Annotated in this window: 13 protein-coding genes; 8 read left to right on the top strand and 5 right to left on the bottom strand. The window is 75.8% G+C overall.

What is annotated here, in order from left to right; genetic code table 11:
• Together ABD353_RS19380 and ABD353_RS19375 are read left to right on the top strand one after the other, a co-directional pair.
• Positions 1 to 953: molybdopterin-dependent oxidoreductase (locus ABD353_RS19380; protein WP_344624894.1), on the top strand; the 953-nt coding region annotated here is incomplete at its 5' end.
• A 17-nt stretch (positions 954 to 970) separates the two neighbouring features.
• Complete coding sequence (locus ABD353_RS19375) at positions 971 to 1,639, top strand: fasciclin domain-containing protein (RefSeq protein WP_344624893.1); 669 nt, start codon at positions 971 to 973, stop codon at positions 1,637 to 1,639.
• A gap of 63 nt (positions 1,640 to 1,702) precedes the next feature.
• Here ABD353_RS19375 and ABD353_RS19370 read toward each other — a convergent pair whose 3' ends face one another.
• Together ABD353_RS19370 and ABD353_RS19365 are read right to left on the bottom strand one after the other, a co-directional pair.
• Complete coding sequence (locus tag ABD353_RS19370; RefSeq protein WP_344624892.1) at positions 1,703 to 2,269, bottom strand: SMI1/KNR4 family protein; 567 nt, start codon at positions 2,267 to 2,269, stop codon at positions 1,703 to 1,705.
• Complete coding sequence (locus ABD353_RS19365) at positions 2,266 to 4,209, bottom strand: hypothetical protein (protein ID WP_344624891.1); 1,944 nt, start codon at positions 4,207 to 4,209, stop codon at positions 2,266 to 2,268. The genes ABD353_RS19370 and ABD353_RS19365 overlap by 4 nt, the downstream gene beginning before the upstream one ends.
• A 252-nt stretch (positions 4,210 to 4,461) precedes the next feature.
• Between ABD353_RS19365 and ABD353_RS19360 the strand changes: the two genes are divergently transcribed.
• The 6 genes from ABD353_RS19360 to ABD353_RS19335 all read left to right on the top strand — a co-directional run bounded on the left by ABD353_RS19360 (position 4,462) and on the right by ABD353_RS19335 (position 10,034).
• Complete coding sequence (locus ABD353_RS19360; RefSeq protein WP_344624890.1) at positions 4,462 to 5,058, top strand: hypothetical protein; 597 nt, start codon at positions 4,462 to 4,464, stop codon at positions 5,056 to 5,058.
• A 150-nt stretch (positions 5,059 to 5,208) separates the two neighbouring features.
• Positions 5,209 to 6,051 carry a MerR family transcriptional regulator gene (locus ABD353_RS19355; protein WP_344624889.1) on the top strand — a complete coding sequence of 281 codons (843 nt, stop codon included), beginning with the start codon at positions 5,209 to 5,211 and terminating at the stop codon, positions 6,049 to 6,051.
• The gene (locus tag ABD353_RS19350) at positions 6,048 to 7,277 is read left to right on the top strand and encodes a glycosyltransferase (protein ID WP_344624888.1); all 1,230 of its coding nucleotides are present in this window, start codon (positions 6,048 to 6,050) and stop codon (positions 7,275 to 7,277) included. The genes ABD353_RS19355 and ABD353_RS19350 overlap by 4 nt, the downstream gene beginning before the upstream one ends.
• Before the next feature lie 72 nt (positions 7,278 to 7,349).
• Positions 7,350 to 7,754, top strand: a complete 405-nt coding sequence (locus ABD353_RS19345) for a hypothetical protein (RefSeq protein ID WP_344624887.1) — start codon at positions 7,350 to 7,352, stop codon at positions 7,752 to 7,754.
• 76 nt (positions 7,755 to 7,830) lie between these two features.
• Complete coding sequence (locus ABD353_RS19340) at positions 7,831 to 9,189, top strand: tetratricopeptide repeat protein (protein ID WP_344624886.1); 1,359 nt, start codon at positions 7,831 to 7,833, stop codon at positions 9,187 to 9,189.
• A 128-nt stretch (positions 9,190 to 9,317) separates the two neighbouring features.
• Positions 9,318 to 10,034 carry a VanZ family protein gene (locus tag ABD353_RS19335; RefSeq protein WP_344624885.1) on the top strand — a complete coding sequence of 239 codons (717 nt, stop codon included), beginning with the start codon at positions 9,318 to 9,320 and terminating at the stop codon, positions 10,032 to 10,034.
• Between the two features lie 160 nt (positions 10,035 to 10,194).
• Here the strand turns inward: ABD353_RS19335 and ABD353_RS19330 are convergent, their stop codons facing one another.
• From ABD353_RS19330 to ABD353_RS19320, 3 genes are all read right to left on the bottom strand, one after another.
• Complete coding sequence (locus ABD353_RS19330) at positions 10,195 to 10,851, bottom strand: toll/interleukin-1 receptor domain-containing protein (RefSeq protein WP_344624884.1); 657 nt, start codon at positions 10,849 to 10,851, stop codon at positions 10,195 to 10,197.
• Between the two features lie 47 nt (positions 10,852 to 10,898).
• Complete coding sequence (locus ABD353_RS19325) at positions 10,899 to 11,357, bottom strand: toll/interleukin-1 receptor domain-containing protein (RefSeq protein ID WP_344624883.1); 459 nt, start codon at positions 11,355 to 11,357, stop codon at positions 10,899 to 10,901.
• Positions 11,358 to 11,476: 119 nt separating this feature from the next.
• Positions 11,477 to 12,636 (bottom strand): PQQ-binding-like beta-propeller repeat protein (locus ABD353_RS19320; protein ID WP_344624882.1); only part of this gene is annotated, 1,160 nt, incomplete at its 5' end.

Raw genomic sequence — 12,636 nt, 5'->3', positions numbered from 1 at the left:
CCGTCCCACTGCCCGCACCCGCCGTCCGCGCCCGGCCCCTGCTGGTCGACCTCGGCCCGGCCGTGCCCGGCCTCACCGCCTTCGTCACGCCGACCGCCGACCTCTACCGCGTCGACACCGCCCTCACCCTGCCCGCGATCGACCCGCGGGACTGGTCGCTGCGGATCCACGGCCTGGTCGACCACCCCGTCGTCCTCAGCTTCGACGACCTGCTGCGCCAGCCGCTGGAAGAGCTCGACCTCACGCTGACCTGCGTCTCCAACGAGGTCGGCGGCCGGTACGCGGGCACCGCCCGGTGGCTCGGCGCGCCGCTGCCCGCGCTGCTGCGCCGGGCCGGGGTCCGGCCCGGGGCGGACCAGCTGGTCGGCCGGTCCCGGGACGGCATGACGATCGGCACCCCGCTGGAATCCGTCCTGGACGGCCGCCGGGCGCTGCTCGCCGTGGCGGTGAACGGGGAGCCGCTGCCGGTCGCGCACGGCTTCCCCTGCCGGAGCCTGGTGCCCGGCCTCTACGGCTACACCTCCGCCACCAAGTGGCTGGTCGAGCTGGAGGTCACCCGCTTCGCCGCCTTCGACCCGTACTGGGTCAGGCGGGGCTGGGACCGCACCGGCGAGGTGCGGACCGCCTCACGGATCGAGGTGCCCGCGCCGTTCGCCCGCGTCCCGGCCGGCGACGTCGACCTCGCCGGGACGGCCTGGGCCACCCACCGCGGCGTCGACGCCGTGGAGGTCCGCGTCGACGGCGGCCCCTGGCAGCAGGCCGGGCTCGCCGCCGACGCCGGGCCCGACCTGTGGCGCCAGTGGTCGCACACCTGGCGCGGCGCCACCCCCGGAACCCACCGCATCGAGGTCCGCGCCACCGACGCGGCCGGCCGGACCCAGCCCGAAACCCGCACGCCCCCGTTCCCGTCCGGTTCGACGGGTTGGCACAGCACGGTCGTCACCGTCGTCTGAGAACCCAGGAGGATCCCGTGTCCCGTCTCTCCCGTTCCAAGTCCTTCGCCGTCCTGCTCGCCGCCGGTGCCCTCGCCCTCGGCCCGGTCGCCTGCAGCAGCAGCGGCACCGACTCCTACGGCGGTGCGGACGCCCCGGCCACCGCCATGCAGACCCCGGCGGGCCAGTCCCCGGCCGGCCAGGCCCCGACCGCGGAGGCCGCGCCGGCGGCCGGGCAGCCGTTCGGCGCCGGGTGTGCCGCCGTGCCGTCCCAGGGGGCCGGATCGTTCGCCGGGATGGCCCAGGACCCGGTCGCCACCGCCGCGTCCAACAATCCGGCACTGTCCACCCTGGTGGCGGCCGTGACCAAGGCCGGGCTGGTCGACACGCTCAACTCGGCGCAGAACGTCACCGTGTTCGCGCCCACCAACGACGCGTTCGCGAAGATCCCGAAGGCGACGCTGGACGCCGTCCTCGCCGACAAGGCCAAGCTCACCAAGATCCTCACCTACCACGTGGTGCCCGAGCGCCTCGCCCCCGCCGCCCTGCCCGGCGAGCACAAGACCCTGGAGGGCGGGGCCGTCACGGTCACCGGCTCCGGCGAGGACTTCACCGTCAACGGCAATGCCAAGGTCGTCTGCGGCAACGTCCAGACGGCCAACGCCACGGTCTACATCGTCGACACCGTCCTGATGCCGGCCTCCTGACCGGTGGCGCGTCCGATCGGCGGCCCGTGCGTCAGTGGCCGGCCGCCGATCGGGCCCCGCCCCTCAGCGGGTCGGAGCGAACGGGGCGAAGCTGTGCGGCGCGGTGGGGAAGGCGTCCGTGAGGACGTCGGAACGGATCCGGCCGGTGAGGGCGGCGACGAGGAAGCCGGCGAACGGCAGGTCGTAGTGCTCCCACCGGGCTTCGCGGGCCGCGTTCACCATGACCGTCCATGCGTCGGGGTGCCGGCCGGGGCGGACGAGCCAGTACAGGAACTCGCCGTTGTCCGTCGACGCCCAGGGGATCAACCGGGCGCCCGGCTCGCGGAGTTCGGCGGGCGGCTCCTCCGAGCTCCCCCAGAGGTGGTCGAAGGCCTCCGCACGTTCCTCGGCCGCGTCGACGAGGTCGTGGTACGGGTTGGGGGAGTCCGGCTCCAGGACGTACAGGTAGCCGTCGACGTGGCCGCCGCCGATGCGTTCGACGAACTCCCGGTAGTCACCGGGGAGTCCGGACCCCAGCGCGGCCCCGACCGCCGTCCAGTCCTTGGCGCGGCTGCGGTGGGGCCCGGGGAGCAGCCGGGCGAGCCGCTCGACCGCTCCGTGCGCGACGGCCGCCCCTGCCGTGTCGTTCACCGGGTGACGGCCGGTTCGGTGGCGAACCCGGCGGCGAGCAGTGTCCGGGCCAGGGCGCGGAGTTCCTCGTCGGGGTGGCCCGTGGCGGAGAGTCCGGAGTCGGAGAGCAGGCGGAGCGGGGAGAAGGCGAGACCGCGGAGGGCCGGGCGCAGCTCCTCCGGGGCGCGGCCGATGGCGGCGAGGGCGCGCAGGGCCGCCAGGCCGACGGGACTGGGGCCGACCAGGCCGGCGAGGACGGGGACGGCGCGGTCCGGGGAGCCGGTGATCCGGTGGTGGGCCTCGGCGGCCGCGAGCCGCGTCCAGTCGCCGCCGTCCAGCAGCCGTTCGACGACCGGCAGCAGCGGAGCGGCGGCGGCGCCCAGTGACTGCAGGTGGGCCAGGTACCAGGAGGTCTGACCGCCGCCCGAGAGCAGCCGCTCGAAGGTGCGCAGCGCCGGGCCTGCCTCGCCGGTGAGCCGGTGGTGGGCGGCGACCGCCGCGCCGCTCAGCGCGGAGTCGGTGCTCAGCGCGGCCTCCTGCAGCAGGCCGGTGATCTCCTCGGTCCGCTCGCCGAGGAGCCCGAGCAGACGCGCGGCGACGATCGCGGCGCGGCCCGTCCGCAGGCAGTCGGTGAGTTCGGGCCGGGCCTGCCGGGCGGCCGGGCCGAACCGCTCCAGGGCGCCGACGAGGGCGATGGCCGCGTTGCCGTCGGCGCCGGCGGCCAGCGCGCGGCGGATCGCGGGCACCAGCCGGTCGGCGGCGTCGGGGAAGGACCGGGCCGCCGCGGAGAGCAGCGTGCTGCCGGGGTGGCCCGGCGCCGGGTCCGTCGCCCGGTCCGGCCCGTGGTCCGGCGCCCGGTCCGACGCCTCGTCCAGCAGCAGGTCCAGTGCCCGCGGGTCGCGGGCGTGCACCAGCGCGAGCAGGGCCGCCTCGGCGCTCGGGTCGTCGGCGGCCGCGTACCGGTGCAGGGTGTCGCGGAGTTCGGCGCCCGGCTCGGGCAGGTGCCTGATCCAGTCGGCGAGGACGTGGAGCCGGGCGCTGCGGGTCTGCGGGTCCGGCTGGTGGGGCAGGGCGGCGATCAGCAGGTCCACCACCTCGGGCTCGCGGTCGCGCCAGGCCTCGGCGACGTCCCGGGCCAGCCAGGAGCCGCACGAGCCGAGGTCGCCGGCGGCGATCCAGCGGGCGGCCACGGCGAGGGCGGCGTCCGCGTCCCGCACGAGCAGCGCGGCCAGGCGGTCGCCCCTGACGGTGCCGTCGGCCCACGGGAGGTCGTCCTCCCGCGGGTCGGGTTCGGCGCCGTCCGCGGCGACCACCGCCACGAGCTCGGCCCGGTACGGCGGCCCGGACCGTTCGGCCTCCAGGACGGCGACCGCCAGCCTGACCTCCCGCAGCGGGTGGTCGAGCGCCCCCGTCTCCCGCCCGAGCAGGGCCAGCACGGTCGCCGCGTCCGCCCGGACCGCCGGCACCGGATCGGCCGCGTACAGGCCCTCGACCAGCGTCGGAGCGGCGGAACCGGCAGGGAGCAGGTCGGCCACGGCCCCGACCACCCGGAGCGCGGCCCGCCGGACGGACGGCTCGGCGTCCCCCAGGCAGGGCAGCAGGTCCGGCAGGACGCGGCAGAGCTCGGTGCAGACGGCGGCCACGTCGGCGCCGAGCCGGGGCGGCGAGCCGGCGGCCGACGGATCGTGGTCGGCCATCACGGCGAGCAGCATCAGCAGGTCGGTGCGGTGGCTCGGGGCGTGCCGGACGGCGTGCGCCAGGAAGGGGACGGCCGGGCCGGAGGCCTCGTAGACCGTGCCCTGGTGGTGGATGCTCCCGAAGAGTTCGTGGACCGCCTCGGAGGCGGCCTCCTCGTCGTCCCCGTAGAGCGCGCGGATCAGCTCGGGCACGTCCTCGGCGGAACCGTAGGCGTGGTCGAGGGCGTCCCACTGGACGCTGTCCAGCTCGTCCGGAGATCTCATGGTGCGCGTTCCCGTGGTGCTCGGTCGATCAGGTGCCGCCGACCCTACCCACCGCCGCCGACAGCGGGGCGGGAGGTGCCGCGGGACGGTACCGCGCCCGGTGGCCGCGTGCGGCGGGTGCCGGCCCGCGGACGGGTGGATCTTGGGCTGATACGGTGTCACGCGCCGTTCGCCCAGGGCGACATGCCGGTGCGGGGAGCCGGTCGTCGCGGCGACGGCACGTCCACGTTCCACGGGGGAAGGTCCATCACCATGTCCGCATCCGCACGCGTCCTTCGCGCCTGCCTCGCCGCCGCTGCCGCCGCAGCCCTGTTGACCGCCTGCGGCTCCGACGGGGGCAGCAGCTCCGCCGGGTCCGCGGCGTCCCCCGCGGCGTCCGCCGCGCCCGCCACCACGGCGACGTCCGCCGGCACCTCCGCCGCCCCGCAGGCCGCGGGGACGCCGAGCGCCGGTGCCACCGCGGGCAAGGAGCCGTGCGGGCCGGCGGCCGGTGCCAAGTGGGTGTACGTCGAGGGCATCCAGACCGAGACCACCGGCCTCCTGCTCAACGGCAGCGCCCCCAAGGTCACCTGCCACGACGGTGCCACCGCGCCGACCGTCGAGCGGCAGCCGGACGCCCCCACCGACACCTACCCCCTGGCGTCCACCGCCAAGGTGCTGCTCCAGACCCCCGGCAAGCAGCCGGCACCCGCCGCGACCGCCAACGACCTCGCCAAGCTCTTCAAGGCCCACGGCGAGGGCAAGAACGCCTTCGGCGCGTTCGGCTGGCAGGGCAACGTCTTCACCATCCGCACCGACGCCCACAACACCGTCGTCTTCATCGCGCAGGGTCTGAGCGTCAACCCGTAAGCGGCCTCCTGACCGCCGGCCCCTCCTCCGACGACCGGGGCGAGGGGCCGGCGGCGCACCTGCCCCGGAGCCGGCCGGCCGGAGCCCCGAGCCGAATTGACCCTCCCCCTGCGTCAGGCCCCAAGCTGAGGCCGACGAAAGGGCACGGGGATGAACTACTCCGTCGGACAGGTCGCGGCGTTCGCCGGGGTGACCGTCCGCACACTGCACCACTACGACCGGGCGGGACTGCTGTCGCCGAGCGGCCGCAGCGACGCCGGCTACCGCCTCTACGGCGACGCCGACCTCGCCCGGCTCCAACAGATCCTCTTCTACCGGGAACTCGGGATCCCGCTCGACGGGATCGCCGCGATCCTCGCCGACCCGGACGCCAACGCCCTGCAGCACCTCCTGGACAGGCAGCGCCGGTTGGGCGAGGAGATCGCCAGACTCCAGCGGCTCGCCGAGGTCGCGGAACAGGCGATCGCCGTCCAGCGGACCGGCGTCGCGATGACCCCGCAGGAACGCTTCGAGGTGTTCGGCGAGATCGCCTTCGACCTCAGCTACGCCACCGAGGCCCAGCAGAAGTGGGCGCACTCCGAGGGACAGCGCGAGTCCATGGCGCGCGCCGCCGCCCACAGCAAGGAGGACTGGCGCCGGCTCATGGCCGAGGCCGCCGCCTGGCGGACCGAACTGCTCGCCGCCTTCGACGACGGCGAACCGAGCGACGGCGAGCGGGCCGGCGACCTCGCCGAGGAGCACCGCCTGCACATCGCCCGCTGGTTCACCACCTGCCCGCCCGAGATGCACCGCCGGATCGCCGACGACTTCGCCGCCGACCCGCGTGCCTTCGCCCTGGTCGTCCCGCCCTCCCAGCAGCGCCCGGGCCTCGCCGGGTACCTGCACGCGGCCGTCCACGCCAACGCCGACCGCCGCACCGCCGCCCGCACGGCCGGCCGCTCCGGCTCCGGCCGCTCCGGCTCCGGCCGCCCCGACTCCGGGGAGACCCGATGAGGATCCTGATCGCCGCCGCCGGATCGCGTGGTGACATCGCGCCCTACACCGGCCTCGGAGCCGAACTGCGCCGCGCCGGGTACGAGGTCGCCCTCGCCGCCGCCGACCCCTTCGCGCCCCTCGTCCGCGCCGCCGGACTGGAGTTCCGCAGCCTGCCCGCCGACACCAAGGCGCGCCCCGGCCCCGGCACCGGTACCGGCCCGGACCCGCGCGAACTGATGCGCACCGCCGCCGCGTTCGTCACCGACCTCGGCCGGGGCTTCGCCGACGCCGTCGACGGCGGCGCGGACCTGCTCCTGCTGTCCGCCACCACGGCACCGCTCGGCTGGCACCTCGCCGAGGCCACCGGCATCCCGAGCCTCGGCGTGCACCTCCAACCCACCGCCCCCACCGGCGACTTCCCGCCGACCGTCCCCGGCGTCCGACCGCTCGGCCGCTTCGGCAACCGCATGACCGGACGCCTCGCGCTCCGTGTCGCCGACCGCCTCCACGATCCCGCCGTCACGCAGCTGCGGCGCCGCCTCGGGCTGCCGCCGTGCTCCCCCGCCGCGATGCGCCGCCGGCAGGAGCGGGCGAACCGGCCCGTCCTGTACGGCTTCAGCACCGCCCTGGTGCGCCGCCCCGCCGACTGGCGCCCCGGTCTCGAGATCGCGGGAACCTGGTGGCCCCATGTCGACGCCGACGACCAACTGCCGCCAGAGGTGGAGGACTTCCTGCGGTCCGGCCCGCCGCCGGTGCTCGTCGGCTTCGGCAGCATGGCGTCCGGCGAGGGGGAGCGGCTGAGCGACATCGCCGTCCGGGCGCTGCGCCGCGCCGGGCTGCGCGGCATCCTCCAGGCCGGCGCCGCCGGACTCGCGGCCGAGGGCGACGACGTGCTGACCGTCGGGGACCTCCCGCACGCGCTGCTGTTCCCGCGGCTGGCCGCGGTGGTCCACCACGCCGGAGCCGGTACCTCGGCAGCCGCACTGCGGGCAGGAGTCCCCGCGGTCACCGTGCCGGTCACCGCCGACCAGCCGTTCTGGGCCGGACGGCTGGCCGCGATCGGCGCCGCCGCCGACCCGATCCCCTTCCGGTCCCTCACGGCCGAAGCCCTGGCCGAGGCACTGCGCCGGGTCGTGCACCGGCCGGCGTACGCCCAGGCCGCCGCGGGGGCCGCCGAGCACATGACGGGCGAGGACGGTGCGGGCCGCGTCCTGCTGGCCGTCCGGCAGCTGACGGACGGCTGACCGGAGCCGCGGTGGCGGCCGTTCCCCGGTGGACGGACAATCCATCGTGGTCCTGGAGACACCGGAGGCGGCATGACAGACCCGCAGAGCATCCTCGAACACGCCCGCCACGGCGCCGCACCGGCGAACTGGCGGGTCTTCACCAAGAAGCGGGGAAAGCTGTCCGGCCTGCTGCACGGGTCCTCGCGCGACCCCGACCCGCTGCTGGTGATCACTCCCGAGGGCACCGTCGAGTACCGCGACGACCGGACGCCACCGGACGTCGTGGGCTTCGCCGACCTCGACGGGGTGGAGCTGAAGGTCCGCGGGCAGAGCTTCTCCGACAGCAGCACGGTGAGCATCGCCGTCTGGCTGGACCTCCGCTACCGCGGCGGAGGCAAGGCGAAGTGGCGGCCCGCGGCCTTCGGCGAGGACCTGCAGGCGATCCAGGGATTCCTGGAGGCCTACGGCGCCCACAAGGCCCTGCGCGGCGGCTGACACGACCGCACGGCCGGAGGCGCGCGCCGGGAGGCGTCCCGTGCGCCTCCGAGGACACGCGCTAGGGTTCCGGCCCGTGGATGCTGCTGATCTCGAGAGCCGGGCCCTGACCTTCTCCGGATGGATTCCGCCGGAGCTGGTCTCGCTGCTGGTGGAGCGCGGCCGGCTCGACGAGGTGGCGTTGCAGGCCCGCGGCGGTGACTGGTTCTGCGCCAGGGCGTGGGTGGCGGCCCTGGCCGGGGAGGACCGGCGGGAGGAGGCGCTGGCGGCGCTCGCGCCGTTCACCGCCACGGGCTGGTGGAGGGCCGTCGAGACCGAGGCCGGACTGCTGGAGCGGTGGGGACGGCCGGAGGAGGCCGCCCTCCGGGTGCGTCCGCACGTGGAACAGGGGCACACACCGGCCGTCGCGTTCCTCGCGCGGCTGCTCGTCCGGCAGGGGCGCGGCGGCGAGGCGTTCGACCTGCTCCGGCCGCATGTCGAGGACTGGTCGCTCGCGGAGGCGCTCGTCGAGGTGACCGCCGGTCTCGGCCGGGACGAGGAGGTCGCCGCGCTGCTGGCCGACCGGGTCGAAGCGGCGGGGCGGGGTGACGGGCCGTGCGACTGCCGGCCCGTCACCCCGTGGAACGCCGTCGACCTGCTGGCCGCCGTCCGCGAGCGGCAGGGCCGGACCGACGAGGCGATCGCCCTGCTGCACACCCGCACCACCACCTCCGTCGACAACCGTGACCAGCTGGCCGAGCTGCTGGCCCGGCACGGCCGGATCGGCGAGCTCCGCGCGTACGCGGAGACCGACTCCCACGGCCATGCGGCCCAGTGCCTGGCGGAACTGCTGGAGGAACGCGGCGACCCGGACGGCGCAGCCGCGGTGTACCGCCGGCACGCCGAGGAGCACGGACCGAGCGGCAACTCGCTCGACCTCCTGGCACGGCTCCTGGTGCGGCACGGCCGGGTCGACGAGGCGATCGAGGCGGTGCGCTCACGGGTCGACAGGCCCGGCGGCACCGACGAGTGGGCCGTCGACACGCTGTGCCGGCTGTACGCGGACCACGGGCGGGCCGAGGAGGGGCTGACCCACCTCGACGCCCTCGAACCCCACCTGGGGTCCGAAGACGTGGAGCCCCTCCGGCTGCGGCTGAGACTGCTCGTCGCCGCCGGACAGGTCGACCGGGCGGTCGACGCCGCCCGGGCCCACCCCGCCGGCGGTTCGGGCCACGGCGCGTCGCACCTGGCCCAACTGCTCGCCGACGCCGGGCGCCCGGAGGCGGCCGTCGCGTACCTGGAGCAGTGCCGCTCGGTGATCCCCGCCGACCTCGCGCGGCACCTCGTCGAGGTCGGCCGCATCGAGGACGCCCTGGTGGCCGTCCGCCGGCCGGCGCCGCGAACGTTCCCGCCCTTCGGCGGCGACAGCCGGCCCGCCGACGAGTCGCCCTTCTGACGCACGCCGTCCCGCGGGGTGGTCCCGACGGCACGGCCGCCCGGGAGTCGCGGCAGTGCGATACTCGCGGACGAACGATCAGCAGCCGCCGTGGCCGGGCCGGCCGGCCCGCCGTCGACAGTGGAGCCATGGACCGTACCGCAACACCCCCAGCACCGGCCCGCCGCATCCGCAGGGCCGTCCTCGCCGGCCCGGCGGTCCTCGGTGCCGCGGTCGTGGCCTTCCTCGCGCAGCGGCCGCTCCACCATCACCGCGACGGGTGGCACGCCTGGATCGGCACGATCAACGGCGTGGTGTTCCTCACCGCGGCCGGACTGCCGCTGGCCGCGCTGGCCGTGTGGGCGCTGGCACGCCGTCGGAGTGCCGCCGGCACCTCGCCGGGGTGGGCGCGGCGCACCGCGCTGGCCGAGGTCGGCATCGCCTACGGGACGCTGCCGTGGGTGTGGATGATCATGCTGCCGGGCGCCGGGGCCGGCACCGCTCCCCGCCGGGTGAGCCTGGTGCCGCTGCGGGACCTGATCGAGGTCCTCGCGGGCAGCCCGGTCACGGCGACCGTCCAGGTCGTCGGCAACCTGCTGGTGTTCGCGGCACTCGGCTGCTTCGCCCCGATGCGGTTCGCGGCACTGGCGTCCGTGCCGCGGATCCTGGCGCTGGGGGCGGGCTGCTCCGTCCTGGTCGAGACGGCGCAGTACGTGCTGTGGCTGGACCGGGTGTCCTCCGTGGACGACGTCCTGCTGAACGCCGCCGGCGCCGGGCTGGCCGCCCTCGCCTCCCGCCGCCGGTGGCGTGCCGCCGACCCGGCACCGTCGGCCGGGCCCCGACCGGCCCCGCTGCCGGCACGCTGAACCACCCCGGCACACCGCGCGGCTCGGTACCCTCAGGCGCGCGACCGTGCCAGGAGCTGTTTTCAAAGGGCGCTCGGGTGGTCGATTCAGGGCCCCACGCGCCCCCGTGTGGCATCCGCACGCCCGTGAAGACACGTCCTAGGCCCGCCCCCTCGGCCCGTCAGAAGCGGCGGCGCCACCATCGTCCGGTCGACCTGAGGGTGACCACCAGCAGCAGGACGAAGACGAGGCTGCGCCACAGGTCGCCGGAGTTGCCCGACCGGCCGGTGTAGGCGAGGGCGCCGTAGAGGAACGCGGCGCCGTCGATGCCGAGCAGGATCAGCAGCATCCGGGTGTCGGGTGCGAGGGCCGCGAGGCCGCCGGCCGGATAGGCGGGGGCGCGGCGGCCGGGGTAGCCAGGGTTGCGGGAGGGCTTGAGGCGGGTCTCGCGCACCGCGGCCAGGAGGGCCCGCTGCGCCGCCCTGCGGTCCAGCCCGACGAGCGACACCGGTTCGAGGTTGCCGAGCAGCGCGCCGCCGTGGCCGGGGACGACCTCGACCGGGACGATGCGGCGGCGTTCGCCCGCGGGGTCGGTGCGCAGGAACGCGGACCACTGGGCGCGGGAGTCGGCGGACAACTGGTAGTCCGGCGACAGGACGGCGATCAGGCGCTCGGCGTTCCCGAGGTCGCTGTCCTCCGCCAGCACCCGGTTGGTGCCGGGCAGGGCGTGGTCCCAGGCGCGGAGGCGGACGCTGTACCCGGCCGATTCGAGCTGCCAGCCGATCCATTCGGCCCAGGACAGGTCGTCCTCGGCGTACGAGACGAAGAAGTCGATCACGGTGTACCGGTCCGTTCTCCGCCGGGCGGCCGGCGGATGATGTGAGGTCAGGAGCGGCCGGGGAAGGGCGGATCCGGATTGCGGGTGGCGCGCGGGTCCTGCAGGCCGTCGAGCAGCCGCCGGCGGGCGGTGGCCTCGTCCACGTCGTGGAGCGGGATGTGGATGCGCGGCCCGAGCAGCCCGTCGAGCTCGAAGTCCTCGACGAGGAGGGGGACGAGGAGCCGGCGCCGGCCGTCCGGGTCCAGGCGGAAGACCGCCGACCACTCCGCCGCGGTGAATCCGGAGCGCATGTACGCCTGGCTGAGCAGCAGGACGAGGCGCTGCGAGCCGGCCAGCGCGCGTTCCATGGCGAGGACGAAGTTGTCGGCGACGGCGAAGTCCAGGAACTGGACGACGACCGTGTGGCCGGCGTCCTCCAGCACCTTGGCCGTCCACTCGGCCCAGGCGCTGTCCGCCCGGGTGTAGCTGATGAAGAAGTCGGCCTTCCGCGGTGCTCCGGTCGTCATCCGCGCTCTCCTCTCGTCCAGGGGTACACATCGGCTCGGTGCGGCTCGGTGCGGCTCGGTGCGGCTCGGTGCGGCTCGGTGCGGGTCGCCGGGGCCGCGCCGGTCAGCGGGTCAGCTGGTCAGCGGGTCTGCAGGTCGGTGTCGAGGACGACGACCCTGTCGTGGCCGAGCATCCCCAGCCCGTAGCCGGGTACGGCGCCGATCGCGCCGGAGCCGAAGACGAGCGAGGTGTCCTGCACCTCGGACCGCACCGAGCCGTCCTCGGCGCTCAGCAGCACCACGCCGCGCGGCCCGTTGACCCCGACCAGGCCGGACCGCACCACGGCGGGCTTCGTCTCCTCGACCGGGATGCTCCAGATCGGCGCCGTCATGTCGGTGACGCGGTAGAGCGCCAGCCGCTTCCCGCCGTCGGTGGTGGCGAGGATCCTGCCGCCGCCCTGGACGACGTCGTCGAGCCCCTTCGGCACGGGCCCCCGGGCGACGACCTTCCCCGTCCGCACGTCGTAGGCGAAGACCGCCCGGTCGGTGCTGTGGAGGATCCTGACCGGGCCGTCCGGGTACTCCTGCGGGTTCGGGAGCGGCGGCACGTCGACGGACCACCGCTGCCGGCCGGTGACCAGCGAGAAGCCCTTGACGGTCATGCCGTTCGCCGGATCCACGTCGGGCTGCTCCAGCCGGACGCCGTACGGGGAGTACTCGGTGCCGCTGCGGGAGTCCTCGCCGTGCCACAGCTCCTTGCCGGTGTCGCCGTCGAGGAGCGTGCTGCCGTGCATCGAGACGAGGACGGTGTGCGGGTGCCCGTCCTCCTCGTCGGTGCCCTCGACGGCCTCCGCGCGGCCGGCCGCGTCGTCGTCGCGCCGCTCCGCGGGCACCCAGTCCTCGACGGGACTCCTCCAGAGCGAGCGGCCCGTCCGGGCCTCCAGGCACTCGACGAAGAAGTGGTTCTCCGCCTTGGTGAGCGCGCCGGCGGGAGTCACGGCCCGGGAGACGACGTAGACGTGGTTGCCGGCGGGGATCCGCGCGGTGCCCCGCGGGTCGTCCCGGGTGAAGGCCAGGGTGCCGTGGACGACGTCCACGACCGTCGTCCGGACGGGGTCGTCGGTCCAACAACCCGTCATCATGAGGCCGCCGGCCAGGAACTGCGTGCTGATGACGGGGACGCCGCCGGTGCCGGGGCAGGGTGCCAGCGAGCCGAGGCGGTCCAGCGGCAGGACCGTCCCCGGCGCGGCGCCGACGGACGCCGTCGTGGCACTTGCACCGGCACCGGCGGACGGCGTTG

This window comes from Kitasatospora arboriphila (assembly GCF_039528095.1).
Taxonomy (GTDB): Bacteria; Actinomycetota; Actinomycetes; order Streptomycetales; family Streptomycetaceae; genus Kitasatospora; species Kitasatospora arboriphila.
The sequence above is the reverse complement of the archived record's forward strand: the minus strand, read 5'-3'. Positions and strand labels throughout refer to the sequence as shown.

Coding starts and splice junctions, on each gene's coding strand:
- ABD353_RS19365 (WP_344624891.1), bottom strand. CDS start 4,209: ATGAGATCTCCGGACGAGCTGGACAGCGTCCAGTGGGACGCCCTCGAC.
- ABD353_RS19360 (WP_344624890.1), top strand. CDS start 4,462: ATGTCCGCATCCGCACGCGTCCTTCGCGCCTGCCTCGCCGCCGCTGCC.
- ABD353_RS19355 (WP_344624889.1), top strand. CDS start 5,209: ATGAACTACTCCGTCGGACAGGTCGCGGCGTTCGCCGGGGTGACCGTC.
- ABD353_RS19350 (WP_344624888.1), top strand. CDS start 6,048: ATGAGGATCCTGATCGCCGCCGCCGGATCGCGTGGTGACATCGCGCCC.
- ABD353_RS19345 (WP_344624887.1), top strand. CDS start 7,350: ATGACAGACCCGCAGAGCATCCTCGAACACGCCCGCCACGGCGCCGCA.
- ABD353_RS19335 (WP_344624885.1), top strand. CDS start 9,318: ATGGACCGTACCGCAACACCCCCAGCACCGGCCCGCCGCATCCGCAGG.
- ABD353_RS19325 (WP_344624883.1), bottom strand. CDS start 11,357: ATGACGACCGGAGCACCGCGGAAGGCCGACTTCTTCATCAGCTACACC.